23 protein-coding genes are annotated in these 22,539 nt (G+C 64.9%); 9 read left to right on the top strand and 14 right to left on the bottom strand.

The window, feature by feature from the left end; translation table 11 throughout:
• The first annotated feature begins 60 nt into the window (after nt 1-60).
• Complete coding sequence (locus tag E0E30_RS01345; RefSeq protein ID WP_245306625.1) at nt 61-924, top strand: carbohydrate ABC transporter permease; 864 nt, start codon at nt 61-63, stop codon at nt 922-924.
• A complete protein-coding gene (locus tag E0E30_RS01350; protein ID WP_130864760.1) occupies nt 921-1,808 on the top strand; it encodes an ABC transporter permease subunit in 888 nt (295 codons plus the stop codon). Before E0E30_RS01345 ends, E0E30_RS01350 begins: the two co-directional genes overlap by 4 nt.
• A 34-nt stretch (nt 1,809-1,842) precedes the next feature.
• On the opposite strand, the gene E0E30_RS01355 is transcribed toward E0E30_RS01350, so the two are convergent.
• The 9 genes from E0E30_RS01355 to E0E30_RS01395 form a co-directional block, all read right to left on the bottom strand.
• Entirely contained in the window at nt 1,843-2,799 is a 957-nt protein-coding gene (locus tag E0E30_RS01355) for a sugar-binding transcriptional regulator (protein ID WP_280953243.1), read from the bottom strand.
• 120 nt (nt 2,800-2,919) lie between these two features.
• Nucleotides 2,920-4,227 (bottom strand): NAD(P)H-dependent oxidoreductase, encoded by a 1,308-nt coding sequence (locus tag E0E30_RS01360; protein ID WP_130864762.1) that lies wholly within the window; start codon nt 4,225-4,227, stop codon nt 2,920-2,922.
• A gap of 40 nt (nt 4,228-4,267) precedes the next feature.
• Nucleotides 4,268-4,777, bottom strand: a complete 510-nt coding sequence (locus E0E30_RS01365; protein WP_130864763.1) for a transcriptional regulator GutM — start codon at nt 4,775-4,777, stop codon at nt 4,268-4,270.
• Nucleotides 4,778-4,780: 3 nt separating this feature from the next.
• A complete protein-coding gene (locus E0E30_RS01370) occupies nt 4,781-5,152 on the bottom strand; it encodes a PTS glucitol/sorbitol transporter subunit IIA (RefSeq protein ID WP_130864764.1) in 372 nt (123 codons plus the stop codon).
• Nucleotides 5,153-5,285: 133 nt separating this feature from the next.
• A complete protein-coding gene (gene srlE / locus E0E30_RS01375) occupies nt 5,286-6,290 on the bottom strand; it encodes a PTS glucitol/sorbitol transporter subunit IIB (protein WP_130864765.1) in 1,005 nt (334 codons plus the stop codon).
• Complete coding sequence (gene srlA / locus E0E30_RS01380) at nt 6,287-6,892, bottom strand: PTS glucitol/sorbitol transporter subunit IIC (protein ID WP_210115749.1); 606 nt, start codon at nt 6,890-6,892, stop codon at nt 6,287-6,289. Before srlA ends, srlE begins: the two co-directional genes overlap by 4 nt.
• Nucleotides 6,893-7,060: 168 nt before the next feature.
• Entirely contained in the window at nt 7,061-7,591 is a 531-nt protein-coding gene (locus tag E0E30_RS01385) for a YjbQ family protein (RefSeq protein WP_130864766.1), read from the bottom strand.
• Nucleotides 7,592-7,604: 13 nt separating this feature from the next.
• Complete coding sequence (locus tag E0E30_RS01390) at nt 7,605-8,456, bottom strand: class II fructose-bisphosphate aldolase (protein ID WP_130864767.1); 852 nt, start codon at nt 8,454-8,456, stop codon at nt 7,605-7,607.
• 16 nt (nt 8,457-8,472) lie between these two features.
• Nucleotides 8,473-9,186 carry a triose-phosphate isomerase gene (locus tag E0E30_RS01395; protein ID WP_130864768.1) on the bottom strand — a complete coding sequence of 238 codons (714 nt, stop codon included), beginning with the start codon at nt 9,184-9,186 and terminating at the stop codon, nt 8,473-8,475.
• 380 nt (nt 9,187-9,566) lie between these two features.
• Between E0E30_RS01395 and E0E30_RS01400 the strand changes: the two genes are divergently transcribed.
• From E0E30_RS01400 to E0E30_RS01415, 4 genes are read left to right on the top strand one after another with little or no spacing between them, the layout of a single operon-like run.
• Nucleotides 9,567-11,888 carry an ROK family protein gene (locus E0E30_RS01400; protein ID WP_130864769.1) on the top strand — a complete coding sequence of 774 codons (2,322 nt, stop codon included), beginning with the start codon at nt 9,567-9,569 and terminating at the stop codon, nt 11,886-11,888.
• Between the two features lie 25 nt (nt 11,889-11,913).
• Nucleotides 11,914-13,206: an ABC transporter substrate-binding protein gene (locus E0E30_RS01405; protein ID WP_130864770.1), complete on the top strand. Its 1,293-nt coding sequence runs from the start codon at nt 11,914-11,916 to the stop codon at nt 13,204-13,206.
• A complete protein-coding gene (locus E0E30_RS01410; protein WP_130864771.1) occupies nt 13,206-14,168 on the top strand; it encodes a carbohydrate ABC transporter permease in 963 nt (320 codons plus the stop codon). Before E0E30_RS01405 ends, E0E30_RS01410 begins: the two co-directional genes overlap by 1 nt.
• On the top strand, nt 14,161-15,036 hold the full coding sequence (locus E0E30_RS01415) for a carbohydrate ABC transporter permease (RefSeq protein ID WP_130864772.1): 876 nt from the start codon (nt 14,161-14,163) through the stop codon (nt 15,034-15,036). Before E0E30_RS01410 ends, E0E30_RS01415 begins: the two co-directional genes overlap by 8 nt.
• Here the strand turns inward: E0E30_RS01415 and E0E30_RS01420 are convergent, their stop codons facing one another.
• Genes E0E30_RS01420 through E0E30_RS01435 form a run of 4 tightly spaced genes read right to left on the bottom strand, consistent with a single transcriptional unit; the run spans nt 15,037 to nt 18,151 of the window.
• Nucleotides 15,037-15,978, bottom strand: coding sequence for an ABC transporter substrate-binding protein (locus tag E0E30_RS01420; RefSeq protein ID WP_411913978.1), 942 nt, complete (start codon nt 15,976-15,978; stop codon nt 15,037-15,039).
• A 27-nt stretch (nt 15,979-16,005) separates the two neighbouring features.
• Nucleotides 16,006-16,695 (bottom strand): ABC transporter permease, encoded by a 690-nt coding sequence (locus E0E30_RS01425; RefSeq protein WP_130864774.1) that lies wholly within the window; start codon nt 16,693-16,695, stop codon nt 16,006-16,008.
• Nucleotides 16,692-17,336: an ABC transporter permease gene (locus E0E30_RS01430; protein ID WP_130864775.1), complete on the bottom strand. Its 645-nt coding sequence runs from the start codon at nt 17,334-17,336 to the stop codon at nt 16,692-16,694. The genes E0E30_RS01425 and E0E30_RS01430 overlap by 4 nt, the downstream gene beginning before the upstream one ends.
• Nucleotides 17,333-18,151: an ABC transporter ATP-binding protein gene (locus E0E30_RS01435; RefSeq protein WP_130864776.1), complete on the bottom strand. Its 819-nt coding sequence runs from the start codon at nt 18,149-18,151 to the stop codon at nt 17,333-17,335. Before E0E30_RS01435 ends, E0E30_RS01430 begins: the two co-directional genes overlap by 4 nt.
• A gap of 138 nt (nt 18,152-18,289) precedes the next feature.
• Between E0E30_RS01435 and E0E30_RS01440 the strand changes: the two genes are divergently transcribed.
• The 3 genes from E0E30_RS01440 (at nt 18,290) to E0E30_RS01450 (ending at nt 21,960) form a co-directional block, all read left to right on the top strand.
• The gene (locus E0E30_RS01440; RefSeq protein ID WP_130864777.1) at nt 18,290-18,673 is read left to right on the top strand and encodes a DUF488 domain-containing protein; all 384 of its coding nucleotides are present in this window, start codon (nt 18,290-18,292) and stop codon (nt 18,671-18,673) included.
• A gap of 41 nt (nt 18,674-18,714) precedes the next feature.
• Nucleotides 18,715-19,470 carry a VTT domain-containing protein gene (locus E0E30_RS01445; RefSeq protein WP_130864778.1) on the top strand — a complete coding sequence of 252 codons (756 nt, stop codon included), beginning with the start codon at nt 18,715-18,717 and terminating at the stop codon, nt 19,468-19,470.
• Nucleotides 19,471-19,560: 90 nt separating this feature from the next.
• Entirely contained in the window at nt 19,561-21,960 is a 2,400-nt protein-coding gene (locus E0E30_RS01450; RefSeq protein ID WP_130864779.1) for an FG-GAP repeat domain-containing protein, read from the top strand.
• On the opposite strand, the gene E0E30_RS01455 is transcribed toward E0E30_RS01450, so the two are convergent.
• The gene (locus tag E0E30_RS01455) at nt 21,953-22,468 is read right to left on the bottom strand and encodes an O-acetyl-ADP-ribose deacetylase (RefSeq protein WP_130864780.1); all 516 of its coding nucleotides are present in this window, start codon (nt 22,466-22,468) and stop codon (nt 21,953-21,955) included. The two genes, E0E30_RS01450 and E0E30_RS01455, sit on opposite strands and share 8 nt — an antisense overlap.
• Nucleotides 22,469-22,539: the final 71 nt, after the last annotated feature.

Genomic DNA, 22,539 nt, shown 5'->3' on the forward strand with positions numbered 1-22,539 from the left:
AGGAGTCGCCGGAGGGGGCACTCGAACAGGCGTCACGAGGCGGTGGCCGGTTGGGCCTTCATGGCTCCCTTCGCCGTGCTCTTCGCGGTCGTCTTCCTCGTGCCGATCATCGTCTCGATCCGGCAGTCCTTCTACCAGCAGGTGAGCGTCGGGGGAGGGTTGTACGGCGGCGGCGAGTTGCGTGACACCTTCGTCGGCCTCCACAACTACGCCGAGGTCGTCAACAACCCGCACTTCTGGACCGGGATCGCCAGGGTCGTCGGATACGGCCTCTTCCAGATCCCGGTGATGATCGTCGCGGCCCTGGCCCTGGCGCTCGTCCTCGACTCGTGGCTGGTGCGCCACGTCACGGTCTTCCGGCTGGGGTTCTTCCTGCCGTACGCCATCCCCGGGGTCGTCGCGGCCATGGTGTGGCTGTACCTCTACACCCCCGAGATCTCACCGATCGTCCGGGCTCTGGCCGGGGTGGGCATCCACGTGGACTTCATGGGCCACTCGATGATGCTCGCCTCGATGGCCAACATGACGACGTGGACCTACACCGGCTACAACATGCTCATCTTCCTGGCGGCACTCCAGGCCATCCCGCGTGAACTGTACGAGGCCGCGCGGATCGACGGTGCCAGCGAGTGGAAGGTCGTCACCCAGGTCAAGGTGCCGCTCGTCGGCTCGGCCGCCCTGCTGGCCGTTCTGTTGTCGATCATCGGCACCATCCAGCTGTTCAACGAGCCGACCGTCATGGCCTCGGTCAATTCCTGGATGGGCAAGGACTACATGCCCATGTCGATGGCCTACAACTCGATGATGGGCTCCCTCAGCCCCTCGGGTGACGGCCCGGCCTCGGCCATCTCCATCTGCATGGCGCTCATCGCCGGGGTGCTCGCCGTCATCTACGCCCTCGCCCAGAGGAGGATCGCCCGATGAGTGCTCGACGCCGTCACCAGCAGGCCGGTCCCGATGATCCGCCGTCCTCCCTGGCCCCGTCGGGAGTGGCCAAGACGATCGCCGTCATCATCCTCGTCTTCTGCCTGCTGTACTTCCTGCTGCCGATCGCCTGGGTCGTCATCTCGTCGTCGAAGTCGAATGCCGACCTCGTGTCGACGCCGGGGTTCTGGTTCGGCCACCTGAGGTTCGCCGAGAACTACGCCAAGCTCATGGACTGGACCCAGGGGTTCTTCTGGCGTTGGGTGCTCAACTCGGTCATCTACTCGTGCGTCGCCGGGGCCGTCGGGACCCTCGTGTCGGTCTCGGCCGGGTACGCCCTGGGCAAGTTCCGGTTCCCCGGGGCCGCGGTCATGGAGGGCACCATCATGGGCGGACTGCTCATGCCGGTGGCCCTGCTCACCATCCCGCTGTACATCGTCTTCAATCATGCGGGCCTCACCAACACGATGTGGGCCATCCTCATCCCGTCCTGCGTCTCGCCCTTCGGTGTGTTCCTCGGCAAGGTCTTCGCCCAGGCGTCGGTGCCCACCGAACTGCTCGAGGCCGCGAGGATCGACGGCGCCTCGGAGGCGCGGGTGTTCTTCACCATGGTGCTGCGTCTGCTCGCCCCGGCGATGGTGACGATCTTCCTCTTCATCTTCGTGGCGACGTGGAACAACTTCCTGCTTCCCCTCATGATGGTCAACTCCCCGCAGATCAAGCCGGTGACGCTGGGTCTGTACGGGATGATGAGCTACTTCGCCCCGCAGAAGGGTGCGGTCATGATGGGTGCCCTGCTCGGCGTCCTGCCGCTCATCGTCCTCTTCCTCGTCCTCCAGAAGTACTGGCAGGCCGGGTTGGCGGCCGGGGCGGTGAAGGGCTGATCGCTGTCGCGCATGTTCGGTCGACACGTAGCGGTCACGCGAGTGTGAGGACTCCTGCCGCCAGCGCTTCGTCGACAACCAAGATGTCGATCGCCCCGGTGCGGAGCGCGCCAAGCGCGCCGCGGGCCTTTTCCCGCGACGAGGCGACGGCCACCGTGCAGTCGATGGCTCGTAGGTCCTCTATGGTGATGCCTATGACCCGATCAGAGGCAGGCGGCCCCAGCGGGGTGCCGTGCACGTCGAAGTAGCGTCCGAGGACGTCACCGACCGGGGAACTCGCCAACACCTGGGCCATCTCGTCGTCATTGAGTTTCATGGCAGCGAGCACTTGGCGTGAGGTGTGTACGCCGAAGGAACCGATCCCCACGAAAGCCAACTCGGACGCCTTGACGCGTGCCAGTGTCGCCTTGATGGTGGATTCTGACATCATCGCCGCGTACGTCTGGGGCGATTCGACGATTGCGGGTGCATCGAATCTTTCGGGTATCGCTTGGATCTTCTCCGCGAGCAGTTGTATGTACGAATTGCCTTCCAGGCCGGTGTCCAAGGTCGGCATTCCACCCACCAAGGGGGTGACGCGCGTGTCAGTTCGCATGGGTTCGGTTGGTATGGCGTCGATGAGGGCTCCAATCGTCAGGCCCCAGCTGAAGCCGATCCGCGAGGCACTCGGGGCTCGGCGCATGAACACCTCGGCCGCGAGCATCGCTACTCCTCGCGAGCCCTCCGCACTGTTCGTGGCCTGAGCGACAAGGACTTCGCGGAGCCCGAATCGTCGCATCAACTCCGCCTCGATGTCCCTGTTTCGCTCCGCGTGGTCGTCCCCGACGATCCTGACTTGTACCAAGCCCTCTGCGCGCGCAGTGGCCAGCATGCGTGACACGCTGGACCGGGACACTCCAAGTCGCGTGGCCACAGCACCTTGGTCCAGCCCCTCGACGTAGTAGAGCCTGGCCGCGGCGATCAGTGTGCGTTGATCCCGTTTGGGTGGCACCGTCCCCCCAGTTCTCGATCGCAGTGTTTGCCTTGGACCGTTGTACCGTGATCCACAGTCACGAACAAAGTCTGGGTCCGAGCCGCGGCTCGGACCCAGACTTGTCTCAGATACCAGCTACTACTTGCCGATCACGCCAGAGGCAATGAGGGAATCCTGGAGGCGACGCATCGCGACGATCGGACGGGTCTCATCGATCTCAAGGTCGTCGTAGGTGATGATCTCGTCCTGCTTCTTGGCCGTCTTGAGCTTGCTGTGCTGCAGCAGGCCGATCGGAACTGCGCGCAGCTCTCGAGCCTTCTCGGCCGGGATCGACCACCCGTAGAAGTGATGACCGCCCATGCCCTCGAGCACGGTTTCCGGTTCAAGATCGAACTTCGCGCGCCCGACCACCTCCGTGCAGTTGTAGTGCGACTGGAAGTCAGCCTTCCGGTTGAGGACCGCCTCGCCGATCGACAGATGTGCCTCGATGGAGGCGATGTGCCACGGGCGGTAGAACAGGTAGTAAGGCCCGTGGCCCAGCTTCAGGTAGTCGAGTTCGTGCGTGATGACGTCCGATTCGGACTTCACGATGCAGAACACGCCAGGCGCGACATCTCCAGTGACGTACTCGACGACGGCACCCTTCTCCATGGAGAGGATCCCACCGTCTTCCACGGGGACAAGCTTCGTGGCGAGTTCCTTGACATTGATCTGCTGGCCATGCATGCCGTCAACCTCAACTGGAAGATTGGTGGCATTCGAAAGGGCCGCCATCTCGAGCTGAGTCTTCGTACCATCAGTGAACTCCGTCAGCATGCGCGGGCTCATCTTCTTGCGGGCGGCTTCCGCCTCGTTGTCCTCGGGCACCGAATGGATGATGTTGACGTTGTTCTTGCCCTTGCCGGCGCAAATGACCTTGAGGCCGAGGTCCTCGGCATACTCGACCAACTTGAGTGCCTCGACGGGCTCGTCCCCGCGGCAGACGGTGTAGACGGTGTCGCCGGCATTTGCCAAGCTGGACAGGAGCGGGCCGACGGTGATGTCCGCCTCGACCGTCATCAGCGCGACATCCTTCTGGTGGGTGATGCAGGTGTACGCAATTTGGGCAGCGATCTCAGGGACACCTGAGACCTCCACCACGATGTCGACGGGGAGCTTGGGCATGGAGAGGCCATCGCGGATCGCCACGGCCTTCCCATCCTGCATCGACGCGATCGCAAGCTCGAGGTCGTCCCCTGCCTCGACGACATCATCTCGGCCGGCATTCTTGAGCGCCGCAGTGGCCTTCTCGATGAAGATGTCCGCGACCGCGACGACGCTCAGACCAGGTGCCTTCTCGATGGAGGCCACGAGTCCCGAGCCCATCTGACCTGCGCCGACGACGCCGACATAGACAGGACGGCCCAACTTGGCTTGGCGCTCGAGGAGACCTTTGGTGTAACTCATTTCAGATTGTCCTTTCCAAATTGTGGGGAATTGAGACGCGCTACGGGGCTGGCCGCACGAGGTCGGCTCCGCTCACATACCTGGGGTGACGATGCACGACGCGTCGAGCACTCGAAGCTGTGATGACATTGGATGTTGATGCCATGGTCATTGACATCGCGTGGGGTAGTTCGCTTGACGGCGGCAGTTTCACCTGAGCCAGTGCCATCGAGATAGCATCCCTTAGTCGCTTGCGCTTCACACGACCTGTGGCATCGTCCATGGGCCCGACGAGTTCGGGCATGTCGTGAAAGCGGGCGAACACAGTCAGTCCGGACATGGCAGACGCACGCACAATGCGTCCGGTGGCTACATTCACGACAAGAATGGCGATTGCGCCGCCCTTGAAGGATCGCCCACGCCCCGAGACCATCATGAGTTCGTCTCCGGCGGATGTCCTCAACACGCGATTGAGTTCCTTCTGGTAGGCGCGTTGTTGCTGGATCGTGAACCATGCGCCGAGTGACATTCCGACGAAAAGAAGCAGGGCGAAGAGCCAATCGCGTGGCATGGGTCAGGCTCCAGTGATAGTCACGCGGCTGCCGACCGGTGGGGCAACGGGGTGATCGCCAGTCGCTTTGACTGCGCCCGGCAACAACGGTTGATCAGGCTGATTGACGTACAGCACGAAGTGACCGAGCTCGGAAAGGTTGTCATTGGCACGGGATCCGACTTCATCGATACGAAATGTCTGCTGTCCCAACGCGAACGTGTCGCCTTCTGCGACGTCTCGTGTGAGAGCGGTCGCACTCCTGTGGACGATGCTGTAGTCGGCCAGTTCGCTCGGTACTGGCTCGCCGAAGAGGATGATGACGCCCCCCTCGAGCATGTCCGTCGAGTCGGCACCGATGGCAGTCACCTCGGCGCTCCATACGATGTTGGTCACGAGATCTCCTAAGCGTTGGGTCGTCGGGAGTGCCTTCTTCCGACGGGACCCCTGCCTGAAGGGGGTCCTTGAGTGGGTGTTGGGGGATGGGCGGGGGAGCCGCTGAAGCCAGAGGGCTCCCCCAGGGAGTGGGTCACACGAGCAGGAACGAGGCCAGGTAGGCGAGGGCAACCGCCAAGGGGGACGTGACGAGCCGGGTGAAGAGAACCGCTGACACGCCGACGGACACCGTCTCTGGCTTTGCCTCGCCGAGCGAGAGCCCCACCGGGACGAAGTCACATCCGACCTGGCCATCGATGGCGAAGAGGGTGGGAAGGGCGTACTGCACGGGCAATGCGCCCTGACCGATCTGGGTACCCATGAGGACCCCGATCACCTGAGCGATCGCAGCACCCGGACCAAGAATTGGCGACAATAGCGGGATCGCGACGATGAAGCCCAGAAGAAGGAGGCCCAACGGGTTGCTCGCCAGCGGTGTCACGGTCTTCGCCAGCCACTTCGAGATGCCCGTGTAGTTGACGATGCCAATCAACAGGGCAACGTACGCCATGAATGGAATCACCGTCTGGAGGATGATTTCCAATGCCTGACGGCCAGATGACAGCAGCGAGTTGATGAAGTAGCCGATGCCGTTACCAAACTTGACGACGAACCCCATGAAGCCGCCCTTTTCGGCCTGCTGCTGGCTCACGGTCTTCGGCGTGGGTGGAGTTTCGGTGGGCATGGTCGTCGAGGTATCGCTCGCCGCTTGGGCTCCAGCTGCCGCTGGGTCGGCGATGGTGATCCGTTCGGGGCTGACATCCGACACGAAGATGTCCGGCTTGATGTATTTCGCGAGTGGACCTGTTGGACCGCCTGGAAAGATGTCGACGGTTGGCAGTCCCTTCTTTGGATAGATGCCGACCCGAGCGGTCCCACCGCAGTTGATGACGACGGCCATGACCTGCTCGTCCGGGATGGTGTTGCTGAATCCATCCACCGCTTCGGCGCCGCTGAGTTCGGCCATCTTCGCGGCAACTGGATGAATCCCACCTCCTGTGACGGACAGCACGATGTGGCGATCTTCGGTCGGTGTCAGGACGAGTCCATTTCCCCAGCCGCTCGATCCCTTGGAAACCTTGATGGACGTGTAGCTCATTCTGCCACCCCCTGGAGGTTACCGGCCTGGTAGGCAGCGTCATAACGAGCGAACGTCTCGACGTGCCCGCCTCGCTTGATGAGGATGTTCGTCATCCATTGAGTCGCGAGTCCACGGAAGAAGATGACGACCAGTCCGACGAGGAAATATAGGATTGCAAGCGTGGCATATTTGTCCGGAGCGATCTTCTGGACGCCTGCCGCTACCCCCATCCATACGAATATCTCGCCGGCGTTGGCATGCGGGAACAGTGCCGTGATCGGATGACACATCGAAACGGCCGAGTCATAGAACGCCGGCTTGTAGCGCTCTGGCAGGAATCGTCCGAAGGTGTATGCCATGGGGTTGGTCAGCAGTAGCATCGCCAAGAAAGGCATGATAGTGTACCGAGTGACCGTGTACCGGCCAGCGCGTTGGATGGCTCGGGTCACGCGCTCCTCGCCAATCCATGTAGTGATTGCGTACATGGCTGTCAACATGACCATGAGCAGCGGGAGGATTCCCGTGACCAAGCTCGTGAATGACTTGGCGGATTCATTGAAGAGGCCAATGAAGTGTTGAGCGAACCAGGTGATGCCATGCATCAGTGGGTTGTTGCCCATGTGAACTCCTCTGTTCGTTGGGGTTTGCGTCTGGGTTCCCTAAGTGCCGGGTGTGGGTGATCGTGGGAACCAAGCGGCTGGCGGTGGGTCATCCTTTCTGACTTGTGCGGGAGTCGCTTCGGCTGACTTGAGTGACGTTTTCCAGTTCTTATCGTGTGGCGACTTCGGTCAATCTCCGATGATCGTGACTCGACACGTTCTCTTGCGTGCACGAGATCGGTCCCAATCGGTGAAGAAAATGTATCCAGTTACACCGAATCCCAGCTCTCCATCGATGAGAGGGAAGACTTGACTTGAACCGACGACACTTGCTTTCAGGTGTGCGTCGGCATTGAGGAGCTGCGTGCGATCTCCATCAGGAAGGTACACGGCGGCATCGGGCCATGTCTCGACCTCTTGGAAATGCTTCTCTCCCGGATACCGATAAGCGCCGGCAGGGGGAAGCTCAGTCTGGTCTGGGGCAATCCTGGCCAACGTGTCATTGAGATCGGCCTGAAGAAAGTCCGTTCCGTCGGGCAGCTCGTCGTGGGCGTATTCGTCATAGTAGATTGAACACGTCGTGTGAGGTGACATCACGGCCACGATGCCATTCGTAATGTGCGATCGTGCGATGGCCTCACGCACCTGCGACGTCACGTTGATGAAGCTCGGGGTTCCACCGTGGGACTCGAGTTCGATGGTGTGGTGGAAGACAGTCATGATCAATCCTTGATCAGATAGTGGGTGTGGCGAGGACACTCACAAAGTGGGAAACATCCGCTTCGACGCCCCGTTGAGCTGCCACGGCCAAGTTGGAGAAGAGGATGGAGCTCTCGTCGTCGATGAGTGGAGCAGCGGCATCATATGCCGCCTTCGCGGCGTACGTGTAGTAGTTGATCTTCCGCACTCCATGCCGGATGCATTCCTTGTACTCATCGTCACTGAGACCGGAGCCCCCATGCATGACGATGGGAACTCCAGTTTGCTCACGGAGTTGGCTGATGAGCTCATAGTTGAGATGGGGCTTCCGGCGGTAGACGCCGTGCACGGTTCCGAACGAGGCTGCGAGGCAGTCGACTCCGGTGGCCTCGACGAAGGTCGTTGCCATTGCGGCGTCAGTGTAAAGGGTTTCGTCTGCGATGCCTTGGGAGGGGTCCCCGTTCTCGTTCCCGGTCATGACCCCGATTTCACCTTCGACTGCGATGTCGCGGGCATGGGCCATCTCGACGACCTCGCGCGTGATCTTGACGTTCTCGTCGTATGGACGACGTGAGGCGTCAATCATGCACGAATTGAAGCCGATGTCCAGTCCTCGGCGGATATAGTCGATGTCATCCCCGTGGTCGATGTGGAGGACGAACTTGCCCTCAGAGCGTGTCGCGAGTGCGACCATGGCAGGTCCGATCTCGTCCAGCGGAGTGATGTTCTCGTGGACCTGGGCGCACTGGAGAATGATGGGAAGCCCCGTCCGCTCGCCTACGCGAATTGTCGCGGTAAGAGCTTCGAAGAACGGTGTGTTGACGGCAGCGATGGCCGAGTTGTGCTGGTCGGCATAGGACAGTGCTTCGCGCAGTCCGATGAGCATCGTGGAGTCCTTTCGGTCAGGGGCGGGGGGTGGAGTGGGACGCCCTATGGTTGGCGATTGCCGTGAACATGTCGGTGAGGATGTGTCGCCAATCCGGGTGGTTGACAATGCCGCTGGTGCCGCCTGAGCCATCGGCGCCTTGGCCGAGGACGCGCGTGATGTCTGCGCCGGTCGTGACACCAGCGCCCTGGATGACCATGATGTGCGGGTCGACGTCCTTGACGATCCGCGTCGTCCTACCGATGTAGTCGCCCGCATCCATGGTTCCTGTTCCGATGAGCGCTGTGGGCTCGCAAATCATGATGTCGGGTCCCATCGTCGCGATGGCGCGGCACTGGGCGTCTGTGTCAGCGCAGACGATGGTGGCGAGGCCCACCTCCCTGGCGCGACGGATGTTCGCGTCCAGCTCCGCGATGGTCAGCGGATGCTCTGCATGGTTGAGGACCACGCCTCTCGCTCCAGCTTCGACGAGGGAGTCGGGAAGGATGTGACCCATTCCGCGACCCTTGACGATCGGGTCCATGTGCTGTGCCGTCACGGCCAGATGCCTGGTGGTCTCGGCAATGAGGCGGAGGTCGACATGTTGCGCCGTGAAGACCACGTCCACGTCGAACTCAGGAGCGAGTTCGTCGGCGAGACGAGCGAGCCGCAAGGTGTCGGCCGAGCCCAGGTACGCCTTCGGGTTGATGATCAGGAAAGGCGAGCGGACGAAGGGCTGATGCTGCGCCATGGTTGACATCCTCTCCGGTGAGTCTGCACAAAATTGCATATGATTCGGGAATAAGTGCGAATGGCTTCATGATGGCACGCCGGCTGTCGGTGCGCAAGGGTTCGGCGCGAATCTGACCGGTTCGGCCGTCCGCGCGCTTCGCATCCTGGACGGGAGGGATGGGAGGGTCCTGTCTCGGCGGCTTGTGGGCTGACCTACTTGTGGGCTGTCGTCAAGGTGTGTCCAGTGGTGAGTGTCCGTCCCGTCCATGGACTGGGCGTATCGACCGAAGGTCTTGACATCCTGCCCATCGCGGGCCGAAAGTGTTCCTGTTCATGTGAAGACCCCTTTCGAAAAGGGTCTTTGTAACCACTGTGTTACCGCGATGACAGGAGCAGGCGATGACGCCGGACGACCACGACGCCAGGAGGGCCAGGGCGGATGCAGTTCTTGCTGCCATCCGTGCCGCGGCACCAGAGCCCCGGACCGCCCGTGATCTTGTCGCGGCCACCGGCCTGTCCCGACCGACGGTCATGTCGTTGCTCGGGGATCTCGAGAGGCGCGGGCTCGTTCGACGCTCGGAATCGCTTCCCGAGTCCGGGGTGGGGCGTCCGGCGGCGTGCTGGCTGCCTGCTCGCCAGTCCGGCATCGTCGTCGCAGCGGACGTGCTCGTGTCGACGATGCTCGTCACCGTGGCCACCGTCCACGGTGAGGTGCTGCAGGCGCAGGCTCACCCGGTGCGCCACGAGCGGCGAACGGAACGGCTCGACGAGGTCGTCTCCGTCATCGAGGATCTCGTGGCTCGGTGGGCTCCCAGTCGTGGACCCCTCATCCAGATCGGCGTCTCGACAACGGGTGTCGTCGACGGCGATGGCCTCATCCAGCGCTGTGATCTCGTCCCGCAGTGGGTGGGCCTGGCTCTGGCGGAGGACCTGTCCGCGCGGCTCGGTGCCCCTGTGCTCGTCGACAACGACATCAACATGGCCGCCTACGGCGAGTTCGCGACCCGACGCCAGGATCGATCCCTGCGCCCTGACAGCGACCTCCTGCTGGTGCAGATGACGCGCGGTTTCAACACGGGTCTGGTGCTCGGGGGCGCCGTGCACCACGGTCGGCAGTGGAATGCCGGCGAGCTCAGCGACGTCCTGGGTCGTCCACTCGACCGGATGGACGCGCCGACGCAGGAGTGGGTGGAGCAGGCGGCGGTGGCGATCGGGACCGCCGCTGCCGTCATCGATCCCGAACTCATCGTCATCACCGGCCCGACGCCGCGTTCGCGTGCCGCCATTCGCCAGGTCATCGCCCGACTGGTCAACGGACGCCCCGACGGCGCGCCGGCGCTACCCACCGACATCTCGACCCTCGGCTGGTCGGCCTCGGTCACCGGCGCCCTGGCGATGGCGCTCCATGCCGCCGTCGGGCGCCTGCTCGAGGTACCCGATCCCACTGCCGTGGACATCACTCACACCGACCTCATCGCTGCAGAACTCGAGAAAGGACCTCACTCCACCATGACGACGACCACCACCCCCGCCCCGCGCAGCGACACCCTCCGGGTGGGCGTCGTCGGGGTCGGAGCCCGGTCCCGCCTCGCGCTCAATGCCGAGCTCGAGGAGAACAACGGACGCATCACCGCCGTGGCCGAGCCCCATCACCTGGTCCGCAAGCGGGTGGCGGACCGACTCCACAAGGACCCCGACACCCTGACCATCGTCCCGGACGTCCAGGGGCTCATCGACGCCGGCGTCGACGTCGCCTTCGTCACCTCGCCCGATGACACGCACGCCGACGTCACCTGCGCGCTCCTGGAGGCCGGCGTGCCGGTCTACCTCGAGAAGCCCTTGGCGATCACCCTCGAGTCCGCGACCCGAGTGCTGACCACGGCCTTCCAGACCGGGACGCGACTCTACGTCGGACACAACATGCGGCACATGAACGTCGTGCGCTCCATGCGCGACCTCATCCGAACCGGACGGATCGGCGAGGTCAAGGCGATCTGGTGCCGACACTTCGTCGGCAACGGCGGCGACTTCTACTTCAAGGACTGGCACGCCACCCGCGAGCACGGCACCGGCCTGCTGCTGCAGAAGGCGGCCCACGACATCGACGTCATGCACTGGCTCGCCGACTCCCACGCCACCGATGTCGTGGCGATGGGGGAGCTCACCCTGTACGACCAGGTGACCGACCGTCGTTCCCACGCCGACGAGCTCATGGGTGACTGGTTCTCGCACGACAACTGGCCGCCGCTGGCCCAGAAGGGGCTCAATCCGGTCATCGACGTCGAGGATCTCTCGATGGTGCTCATGCGCATGGAGTCCGGCGTGTACGCCTCCTATGAGCAGTGCCATTACACGCCCGACTACTGGCGCAACTACACGGTCATCGGCACCGAGGGACGCATCGAGAACTTCGGCGACGGCGAGGGTGGCGTCATCCGGTTGTGGAACCGGCGCACCGAGTACAACCCGGGCGGCGACGAGCAGTTCCCCATCATCGGTGATGCCAATGGCCATGGTGACGCCGACGTCCTCACCGTCGGTGAGTTCATGCGTTTCGTGCGGACCGGTGCCCCGACCGACACCTCTCCGCTGGGGGCGTGGTACGCCGTCGCCGCCGGCATCCAGGCCACCGAGTCGCTGCGCGACGGCTCGACGCCCCGTGAGGTCCCGGTGTTGCCGTCCGAGATCGTCGACTACTTCCGGAACAACCAGGTCAAGTGACCACGAGAGAAATCAAGGAGAGACCATGAAGAGGCGCAGTTTCCTGGCCGGTGCAGCAACGCTCGCCGCCATGGCTGTCACCGGGTGCGGATCGAAGTCGGGTGGATCGTCGTCGACGTCGTCGACCATCGACGCCGGCACCACCGCTGAACTCACGCTGGCGTACTGGGACAAGAACCAGACCCCGACGATCCAGGAGAACATCAAGAGTTTCAAGGCGAAGTATCCGAAGATCACCATCAAGACGAACCTCACGGCCTACGCCAACTACTGGACGAAGCTCAAGACCCAGGCTCAGGGCGGGGACCTGCCTGACGTCCTGTGGATGAACGGACCGAACATCCAGCTGTACTCGTCCAACGACATGCTCGAGCCCCTGGACTCGGTGACCTCACAGGGGGTCTCGTGGGACAACTACCCCAAGGCACTCGTCAACCTCTACACGTACGACGGCAAGCACTACGGCATCCCCAAGGACTACGACACCATCGGCGTGTTCTACAACAAGGCGATCTTCAAGCAGGCAGGAGTGGAGGAGCCCAAGGCCGGTTGGACCTGGGATGACTTCCACACCAAGGCAAAGAAGATTTCGGACTGGGGCAGGTCGAAGGGCATCTACGGCTGTGCCACCACCATCAACGGTGACGGCCAGGGCACCTACTACAACACGATCCTCCAGGCGGGTGGGTTCATCATCAAGGACGGCAAGTCCGGATACGACGATCCCAAGTCGATCGAGGGGCTTCAGTGCTGGGCCGACTGGATCAAGGACGGTTCGGTCGCCTCGGCGAAGATCGTCACCGACACCAAGCCCGACGTCATGTTCGAGAACGGGAAGTCGGCCATGTTCTGGGCCGGCGACTGGACGGCGTCCGAGCTGGCCAACGATCTCAAGGGCAAGGAGGACCAGTTCGGCGTCGTCGAGCTGCCGCGCAAGGACAAGCAGGCCACGGTCATCCATGGCCTGGCCTGGGCCGTGTCGAAGAAGTCGGCGAACAAGGCCGCGGCCATCGCCCTGGCGGCACACATGAGCTCGAAGGCCGCCCATGAGGTCGAGGCGAGGAATGGCACCGCGATCCCGGCGTTCAACGGCACCCAGGACGCGTGGGTGAAGTCGTACCCGAAGTGGGACGTCAAGCTCTTCATCGACGCCGCGACGAGTTACGCCCAGCCGTATCCGGTGAGCAAGAACACCGATGTGTGGGCCAACAAGGAGGCCGAGATCCTCGTCCCGGCCTTCGATGGGCAGACCACCATCGCCGCCGCGGCCAAGCAGATGGCCGACTTCATGAATGCGGCCCTGGCCAAGGAGAAGTGATGTCGACAGCTGGCGCTCGGGGCGTCACTGGCGCCCCGAGCCCCGGCTCGGCTCGGCCGAGGGGTCGACGTCGCCGGGGCTCTCCCACCTCCGTCGGTGCCTGGCCGGTCCTCTTCATCGGCCTGCTCATGCTCGGTGTGGCCGTGTTCTACTACTGGCCGATCGTCAAGAACATCATCACCTCGCTGCAGCAGACCAATGCCTTCGGCGGTGATCCCGAGTTCGTCGGGCTGGCCAACTACCGGGATCTGTTCACCGATCCCGGGCTGGGGTCCGCGATCGGCAACACGCTGCTGTACACGATCGTGGTCCTTCTGGGGGTGCCCCTGTCGGTGGCCATCGCCTCGATGATCGAATTGCCCGGGCTGCGCGGGAAGAGCGTCTACCGGATGGTGTATTTCCTGCCCTATCTGGCGATGCCGATGGCCGTCGCCCAGGTGTGGAAGATCATCTTCAACGGGAACTTCGGTCTGCTCAACCAATTCCTTCGAGCCATCGGGGTGAGCAACCCTCCGTACTGGATCGTCACCTCAGGATGGGCCATCGTCGCGGTGTCCGTGTTCGGCCTGTGGTGCTCGATCGGGTTCAACGTCATCATCCTCTCGAGTGGGCTCAAGGCCATTCCGAGGGAACTGTACGAGGCGGCGTCCATCGACGGCGCCACCGGGCTCAAGCAGTTCCGGTGGGTCACCGTGCCTCTGCTCACGCCGTCGATCTTCTTCCTCACGATCATGACGACGATCGGTGGGTTCCAGTTGTTCGACGCCCTCTACGCCATGATGGGCGCCCTCAATCCAGCTGAGCCGAGCACGCGGTCGCTCGTGTCACTGTTCTATCGACAGGCCTTCGTCGACAGCAACCAAGGAGCAGGAGCCGCCATCGCGGTCGTTATCCTCGTCTTCGTCGCGATCGTCACGCTCGTCCAGTTCATCGGGCAGCGGAGGTGGGTGAACTATGTCTGAGGTCGAGACCGCCGAGGCGGTGGCGCGCATGTCGGCGCGCAGGTCGCACGTCTCCCAGCGACGGTACCTGGGCGTCCACATCCTGCTCGTTCTCGGCGGACTGTGCATGGTGTTCCCCTTCGTCTACCAGATCCTCATGTCGTTGTCGACGAATCTGGAGATCCAGTCGGTGCCGCCCACCTTCATCCCGTCGAGCCTGCACTGGAGCAACTACTCGGACGTTCTCACCAAGCTCCCGTTCCTCCACCAGTTCTGGGTGTCGGTCGAGATCACCGTGCTGCGCACGGTCGTCCAGCTCGTCCTGTGCTCGATGGCTGGCTACGCGTTCGCGCGCATGCAGTTCCGGGGAAGGACGGTCCTCTTCGGTTTGCTCCTGGCGATTCTCATGGTCCCCGGACAGTCGTACCTCATCGGTCAGTACAAGGTCATCCAGGGCCTGGGACTCCTGGAGACACCGTGGGGGATCGTCCTGCCGGGATTCTTCTCCGCCTTCGGCGCCTTCCTCATGAGACAGGCCTTCATGAGCCTGCCGGTCGAGCTCGAGGAGGCGGCGCGCCTCGACGGGTGCAATCCCTGGCAGACCTTCTGGCGGGTCATGTTCCCGTTGGTCAATCCGAGCCTCTTCGCGGTGATGATCACGACGGTGCTGTGGTCGTGGAACGACCTCCTGTGGCCGCTCATCGTCACCACCCGCGAGGAGTCGATGCCGCTGAGCGTCGGAATCGCCACCCTGGCCGGGCAGCACGCCAGCGACTACGCCCTCATGATGGCGGCGTCGACGATGGCCATGGCCCCGATCTTCATCCTCTTCTTCACGATGCAGAAGCGGGTCATCGAGGGGCTGGCGACCTCGGGTCTCAAGGGCTGATCAGCCCAGTCCCTTGGCCTTGAGCCAGTCCTTGGCGACCGTCTGGGCCGAGGCCTTCTCGTCGCCCTGGTTGCGGGAGTTCATCGCGATGAGGTCGTCGGTGGTGAGCTTGGCCGAGACGGCGTCGAGGACCTGCCTGGCCTTGGCGTCGACGGCCGAGGTCATGAGCGGGACGACGTTCTGCGGGACGATGAGGTGCTTGGGATCCTTGAGGACGACCAGGCCGTTCTCCTTGATCGCCGGGGTCGTCGTGTACAGATCGACGAGATCGACCGAGCCCGAGGTGAGCGCCTTGATGGTCAGCGGACCGGAGGAGTCGCTGAGCGCGGTGAACGAGATCCGGCTGGCCGGGACGCCGTACACCGACGTCAGCCCCTTCGGCCCGTACGGGCGTTCCTTGAGTTCGGGATTGCCGCCCACGCGAAGGGTGCCGGACACCTTCGCCAGATCGGCCAGGGAGGTCACCGAGTGCTTCGCCGAGAACTGCGAGGTGACGCACCACGAGTCGGCGTCCTGGGCGGCTGACGGCTTGCCCACGGCGAGCTTGCGGCCCGCGGCGGCCTTGGTCAGGGCGGACATCACCGAGGACTCGTCCGAGGCACTGGCTCCCGGCTCGAGATACTGGAGCAGGTTGCCGCTGTACTCCGGCACCAGGTCGATCGACCCGTCCTGCAGGGCCTTGACGTAGACGTCGCGGGCTCCGATCTGCATCCGGCGTCGTACGGTGAGACCCTTGGCCTCCAGGGCGGCGGCGTAGATCTCGGCGATGATCTGTGACTCGGCGAAGTTGGCCGAGCCGACCGTCACCGCGCTGCCCCCGGCCGAGGGTGACGCCGAGCTCGACAGCGGGTCCTGGGAGGAGCAGGCGGCGAGGGGCGCGAGGATCGCAGCGGCCAGGAGGGATCGGCGGGACAGGTCGGTCGTGAGAGGTCGGGTCATCATCGGGGCCTTCCGGTGGGGTGGGTGTTCTCAGTCGAGGGCGAGGGCGGTGCGCACGCCACGTCCGGTGGCGACGCGTCCGGCCAGGGACAACAGGAGGTCGAGCAGCAACGCCAGGGCGATGACGATGATCGCCCCGGCGAGCATCTGGGGATAGTCGGAGACGGCGAGGCCGTCGAGGATGGGACGGCCCAGTCCGCCCATCCCCAGGTAGGAGCAGATCGTCGCCGTCGCGACCACCTGGAGCACGGCGGACCTCAGCCCGCCGAGAAGCAGCGGCGTGGCCAGCGGGATCTCCACCCGCGCCAACACCTGGCGGGGCGACATGCCGCACGCCCGGGCCCCGTCGACGACGTCCGGGTCGATCGCCTCGACCCCTGAGTACGATCCGGCCAGCAGGGGCGGGATCGCCAGCAGGACCAGGACGATCGTCGCCGGGACGACCGGCCTGGTGATTCCCCACGTCGTCGCGACGGCCAGGAGGGTGAGCAGGCCCAGTGAGGGCAGCGACCTCAGCGCCCCGGTGAGGGCGACCGCCGCCGTCCGGCCGCGTCCGGTGTGCCCGATGACGAGTCCGGCGGGGACCGCCAGGACGGCCGCGATGACCACCGCCAGGGCGGTGTACTCGAGGTGTTCGAGGAGCCGGGTCGCCAGGCCGTCGGCGCCGACCCAGTGCGAGCCGTTCGACAGCCATGTCAGGGTGAGGGCGAACTGGTTCATGCTGTCCTCCTCGTCCACGGCATGATGATCCTCCCGGCGGCCACGAGGGCGAGGTCGAGCACGACGGCGAGCAGCAGGGTCCCCCCGATCCCCACCCAGATCTCGGTGGGGAAGGATCTCTGGTAACCATCGGTGAAGAAGTACCCCAGCGAGGGCACCCCGATGAGTGCCCCGACCGACACCAGCGACATCGTCGAGGCCGACACCACCCGCAGACCGGCGAGCAGCGCCGGTCCGGCCAGGGGCAGGGCCACCTTCCAGAAGACCTGGCCGGGGGAGTGACCCACCGCGACGGCATCGGACCTCACGGTGCGACCGACCGAGTCGAAGGCGTCGACGGCGGTACGGACGAGCAGCGCCACGCCGTAGATCGACAGGGCGACGACGACGTTGAGGGGGTCGAGGATCCTCGTGCCGAGGATCAACGGCAGGACGACGAACAGTGGCAGGGACGGCAGGGCGTAGAGGATGCCCGAACTCGTCGTCAGCACCCTGCGGGCGATCCGATTGCGGTGCGACCACCAGCCCAGGGGCACGGCGGTGAGCAGGCTCACCGCGAGGGGAACCACCGCCAGGACGAGATGGCTCACGGTGAGCTGCCAGATCTGGGCCCAGTTCGTGGCGATCCAGCGGGTGTTCACGCCGACTCCGCGGCGTCGAGACGCCCGACGAGGTGTCCGTCGGCGTCGACGACGGTCGTCGTGCCGCCGTCGCGTCGCACCGCCAGGTGTCTGCGCGGACCACCGATGAAGCTGTCGACGAAGTCGTCGGCTGGGTGCAGGAGGATCTGGTCCGGCGTCCCCTCCTGGGCGACGTGCCCGCCCTCGGTCATGACGAGGACCCGGGCGCCGAGGAGGAAGGCCTCGTCGACGTCGTGGGTGACGAAGAGGATCGTCTTGGCCAGATCGGCCTGGATGGACAACAGCTCCTGCTGGAGCTCGGTGCGCACCACCGGGTCGACCGCTCCGAAGGGCTCGTCCATGAGGAGGATGAGGGGATCGGCGGCCAGGGCACGCGCCACGCCGACCCGCTGACGCTGCCCTCCCGACAGCTGGGAGGGGTACCTCGAGGCCAGCTGGGCATCGAGCCCGACCCGCTCCAGCAATCCGAGCGCGGCGGTCCGGGCCCGGCGTCGCCCGACCCCGGTGAGGACGGGAACGGTCGCCACGTTGTCGAGCACGGTCCGGTGCGGCAGCAGGCCCCCGGACTGCATGACGTACCCGATCCGGCGTCGCAGGGCCACCGGGTCGAGGTCGGCGACGTTCTCGTCGTCGATCCAGACCGCGCCGCTGGTCGGGTCGACCATCCGGTTGACCATCCGCAGCAGGGTCGTCTTGCCACAGCCCGAGGACCCCAGGAGGACGTGCAGCTCGTGGGAGGGTACGACGTGGCTGAACCCGTCGACGGCCACGGTCCCATCCGGGTAGCGCTTCGTCACCGAGTCGAAACGGATCATGTCACCCTCCTCTCGTTGTCAGTCCGACTGTGCCATTCACCGTAGGCCATGGGTACGACAGTTCCGTGGAGGTTCGTCTTCCCGCGCAATCCGTCGAGGGCTGTGTCGTCCGCGTCCGGCGGATGACACAGTGGTCCCATGACGACCTTCCGCACCGCCAACATCCGTGACGACATCCGTTCCGGTTCGGGTCAGGCCGGTTCGGGTGAGGGTCTGCGCGTCCTCGTCGACCGGCTGTGGCCGCGCGGGGTGAGCAAGGACGCCGCCCGGCTCGACGAGGTGGCCAAGGACCTGGCCCCGAGCACCGAGTTGCGGCGGGAGTTCCACCACGGCGCCCTCGATTTCGACGTCTTCGCCGAGCGTTACCGGACCGAGCTCGAGGAGTCACCCGTTCCGGCCGACGACGTCGCTCGATGGGCCGGTCAGGACGTCGTCACGCTGCTCTACGGCGCGGCCGACCGGGAGCACAACCACGCCGTCGTCCTCGCCGACCACCTCCAGCGCCTCGCCGACGAGTCCTGACGCAGCCGAGCCGGACCGGCCCTCCCGGTACTCTGGGCGCCATGGCTTCGGACCCCACCACCCCGCACGACGACGTCGCCACCGGGCATGTCATCGACGCCGAGGAGCGGCCCTGGTGGGACGACGAGGGCATGCCGTGGAAGCACAAGCCCGGTCGCGCCGACTACTGGTGCATGGGCTGGATCGCCTTCCTCGGCGTCTTCTCGCTGGCCATGCTGCCTCTCAAGGGGTGGCTGCTCGGGCTCGACGCCCCGGTCATGCTGGGGCTCACCGGGTCTCGCACCGGGGCGACCGCCACCGGGGCGCTCGTCTCGGTGGGGCAGGCTCACGGCTGGGTGTGGTGGCTGCTGCTCGGCTCGCTCATGTCGATCAAGCTCGACTGGGTGTACTGGTGGGCCGGAAAGCTCTGGGGCCGCGGGATGATCGAGGTCTGGGCCGGGGCGTCGGACCGGTCGGCGCGGACGTATGCTCGCGCAGAACGATGGGCCGACAAGCTCGGATGGTTGGGGATCCTCGTCGCGTACGTGCCCATCCCGCTGCCGATCATGCCGGTCGTCTTCGTCCTCACCGGCGCCTCCGGGATGAGGGCGCGCACCTTCGTCGCCCTGGACTTCCTGGCCGCGACCCTGTGGAACCTCGGCTTCCTCGCGCTGGGTTGGGCGATCGGGGCCCCGGCGGTGAGCGCCCTGCGAGGCTACGCGAAGGTCGCGAACTGGGTGGCCATCGCCCTGGTCGTCGTGGTCGTCGTCCTCGTCATGCGGCGTCAGAACGCGTCGGCCAAGGGCACCCCCCGGTGAGTAGGTGCGGGATTCGTCGTATATCATGACGATGTGAATCACGGTGATCGGGGCACTCGCAGGATGCTGAGAAAACGCAGTGTCGTCATTGTGAGTTCAATTGTGGTCGTCCTCGGGCTGGCGGTGGTTGGCCTGTCCTACCCCTCATGGAAGGGTCTGGTGCGTCACGAGTCGCAACCGCGGTCGCTCGCCGGGGCGACCTCGACGGTGAATGACTCGCCCACCGCGGTACCATCGGTCCCCGCCCCTCCGCGGGGCTGGGTCAAGGACGAGAACCGCAAGCCGGGCACGACCGAGTGGTACGTCCCGATGAAGAAGATCGCTCCGGTGATGAAGCTCGGGGGCTACACGACCTCGACCTCGGTGCTTCCCGGTCAGCCGGTGACATTGCGGATCAACAACGTCATCGGCCCGCGGCAGAGGGTGAGTGCTTTCCGGGTCGGGTGGTACGGAGGCAAGGGCGCCCGGCTCGTGGCGCGGTCGCCCTGGCAGCCCGCGACCAAGCAGCCTCGCCATGTGTTGCGCGACAAGACCCCTGATGGCCGGACCCTCAACATGGTGGACGCCTCCGGGTGGCATGACAGCCTCACCATGGACACGAGGGGCTGGCCCGAGGGTGCGTACATCCTCATGATCGAGGCCTCGGCCACCCAGCGCTACCCGATTCCTTTCATGATCCGATCTGCGAGCGTGGCTGGTCGGACGGTCATGGTGTCCTCGACGACGACATGGCAGTCCTACAACAGATTCGGTGGATATTCCGCATATTCTGGGGCGGGTTCGTGGAACTTCCCGACGCGCTCACGATGGGTGACCTATGATCGTCCGTACGACACCGGCGCCACGGATCGGTTCCTTGCGTGGTCGCGAGCTGCCGTTGTGCGTGCCGAGCAGACCGGACTGGACCTGGGTTACCTCACCGACGTCGACCTCGACCGAGGCGGAATCAAGGCGTACCCGGGGGCGACGACGATCGTCGAGCCGGATCATGATGAGTACTGGCCCACCGCCCGGAGGCAGTGGTGGACCCAGATGCGCGATCGTGGGACGAATTTCGTCGCCGTCACCGGCAACATCATGTGGTGGCACATCCGTTGGCAACCCAGCATGAGAACCTTCGAGATCTACAAGGACGTCCGCGAGGATCCTCACGCCACGTTGGGTACGGGCACCGGCAACTACACGACGAGTGACATGGAGTCGCTGCACGGCTCCCGGTACACGTGCAACAAGCTCGTCGACCCGCTGAGGATCGAGGAGCCCTCCTTCTGGGCCTTCGCCGGCACCGGCGTCGTCAAGGGCGAGCGGCTGCCCGGTCTCATCCGTCACGAACCTGACCGGGTGTACTACGTCCCCGGCCTCATGCCGGAGAATCTTGAGATCGCCGCTCACTCCCCGGTGACGTGTTACAGCGGCAAGATCAGGCACTCCGACTTCCACGACCTCACGTACTACACGGCCCCATCGGGGGCAGGGGTCCTCGAGTTCGCCACTGCCGGTATCGACTATGCCATGGACACCGTCAACCACGACCGGTTCCCCGAGATCACCGACCGTTCCCGAGGCTTTGCGACGAAGACGTTCCAGAACGCGCTCACCGAAGCGGCCCGCGGCCCACTCGGGCGTGTTCATCCGGCGACCTTCAATGTCACCAAGGTGCTCGAGGCCGACGGCGCGAAACTGTCCATGAAGGGCCAGATGCCGGCTCCGCTCAAGGATGGTTGGGCACCGACCCCCTCGGGCGCGGACGGCGACGTCACCGGTGACCGGTTCGCCGACGTCCTGGCCGTTCGTGCCTCGGCGATGATCCTTCATCCCGGCTCGAGCGCCGGGCTGGGTACGGCCCAGCCGACGAGCGTGGGCTGGGGAGACACGAACTGGGTGAGCCAGGTCGGTGACATCAACGGCGACAAGGCAGCAGACCTCGTGTCACGGACGAACTCGGGCAAGCTCCTGCTCGAGCTGGGTCTGGCCCAGGGGCAGTTCTCCCAGGTCGTCGAGATCGGCCACGGCTGGCAGGGCCGCCCGCTCGCGGTGCAGAGGGCGACCGCCGTCCATCCTGCCGTCCTGCTGTCCGTCGACGAGGCTGGTGCCCTCACCGCCCGGACGATCACGAAGACCGGGACAGGGGCTCCCACCCAGGTCGCCACGGGGTGGTCGGACGTCACCGATCTGCTGGTCTCCCCGGTTCCCTCGGACCCGACCACCCAGATGCTCATCGCGCGGCATCGTGACGGCAGCGCGACGGCCCATCCCCTGACGCGGGGATCCGGTGCAGCCCCTGTCCTCGGGTCGGCTCGCGCCTTCGACCTCAAGGTGGCAGCCGGCTCCAGCGTCACGGCGGCTGGTGCCATCGACGGCGTGCACCCGGTGGCCGTCGAGGTCGATGCCGATGGTCGTGCGAAGTCCTGGACCATCGCGGCCGACGGTTCGTGGACCGATCCGAAACCGCTGTCCGGGTCGTGGTCCAACCAGGTGCTCGTCAGGTGAGGGCCTCGCGGTAGCCCCGCTCCGCGGCGTCGTTGAAGGCGACGAGGAGGACCTCCTCGACGCTGGTCGACGCCCTCAGGCAGGACTGCACCGCCACCCGGGTGGCGATGTCCATCGGGCACCCGTAGACCCCGGCGGAGATTGTCGGGAAGGCCACCGACCGGGCCCCGAGGGTCGCGGCGACCGCCAGGCTGGATTGGTAGCAGGAGGCCAGAAGGGTCTCGTCGCGGGAGGATCCGCCCCAGATCGGGCCGACCGTGTGGATGATCCACCGACAGTCCATCCTCCCGGCCCCGGTGGCCACGGCCCTCCCGGTGGGCAAGCCGTCGGGCAGTGCGCTGCACCTCAGGGCCCGACACTGCCGGTCGAGGTCGGGGCCGGCCGCCTCATGGATGGCGCCGTCGACCCCGCCGCCCCCGAGGAGACCGGAATTGGCGGCATTGACCACCGCGTCGACCGCGACGGTCGTGATGTCCGACCGCACGACGTGGATCCGTGACCTGTCCATGGCACGATCCTGCCTCGCCGAGCGCTCGGCGACCGGGTGCACCGCCACGATTCACCGCGGAACTCCTGCCG

Source organism: Acidipropionibacterium timonense (genome assembly GCF_900605005.1).
GTDB classification, from domain to species: Bacteria; Actinomycetota; Actinomycetes; order Propionibacteriales; family Propionibacteriaceae; genus Cutibacterium; species Cutibacterium timonense.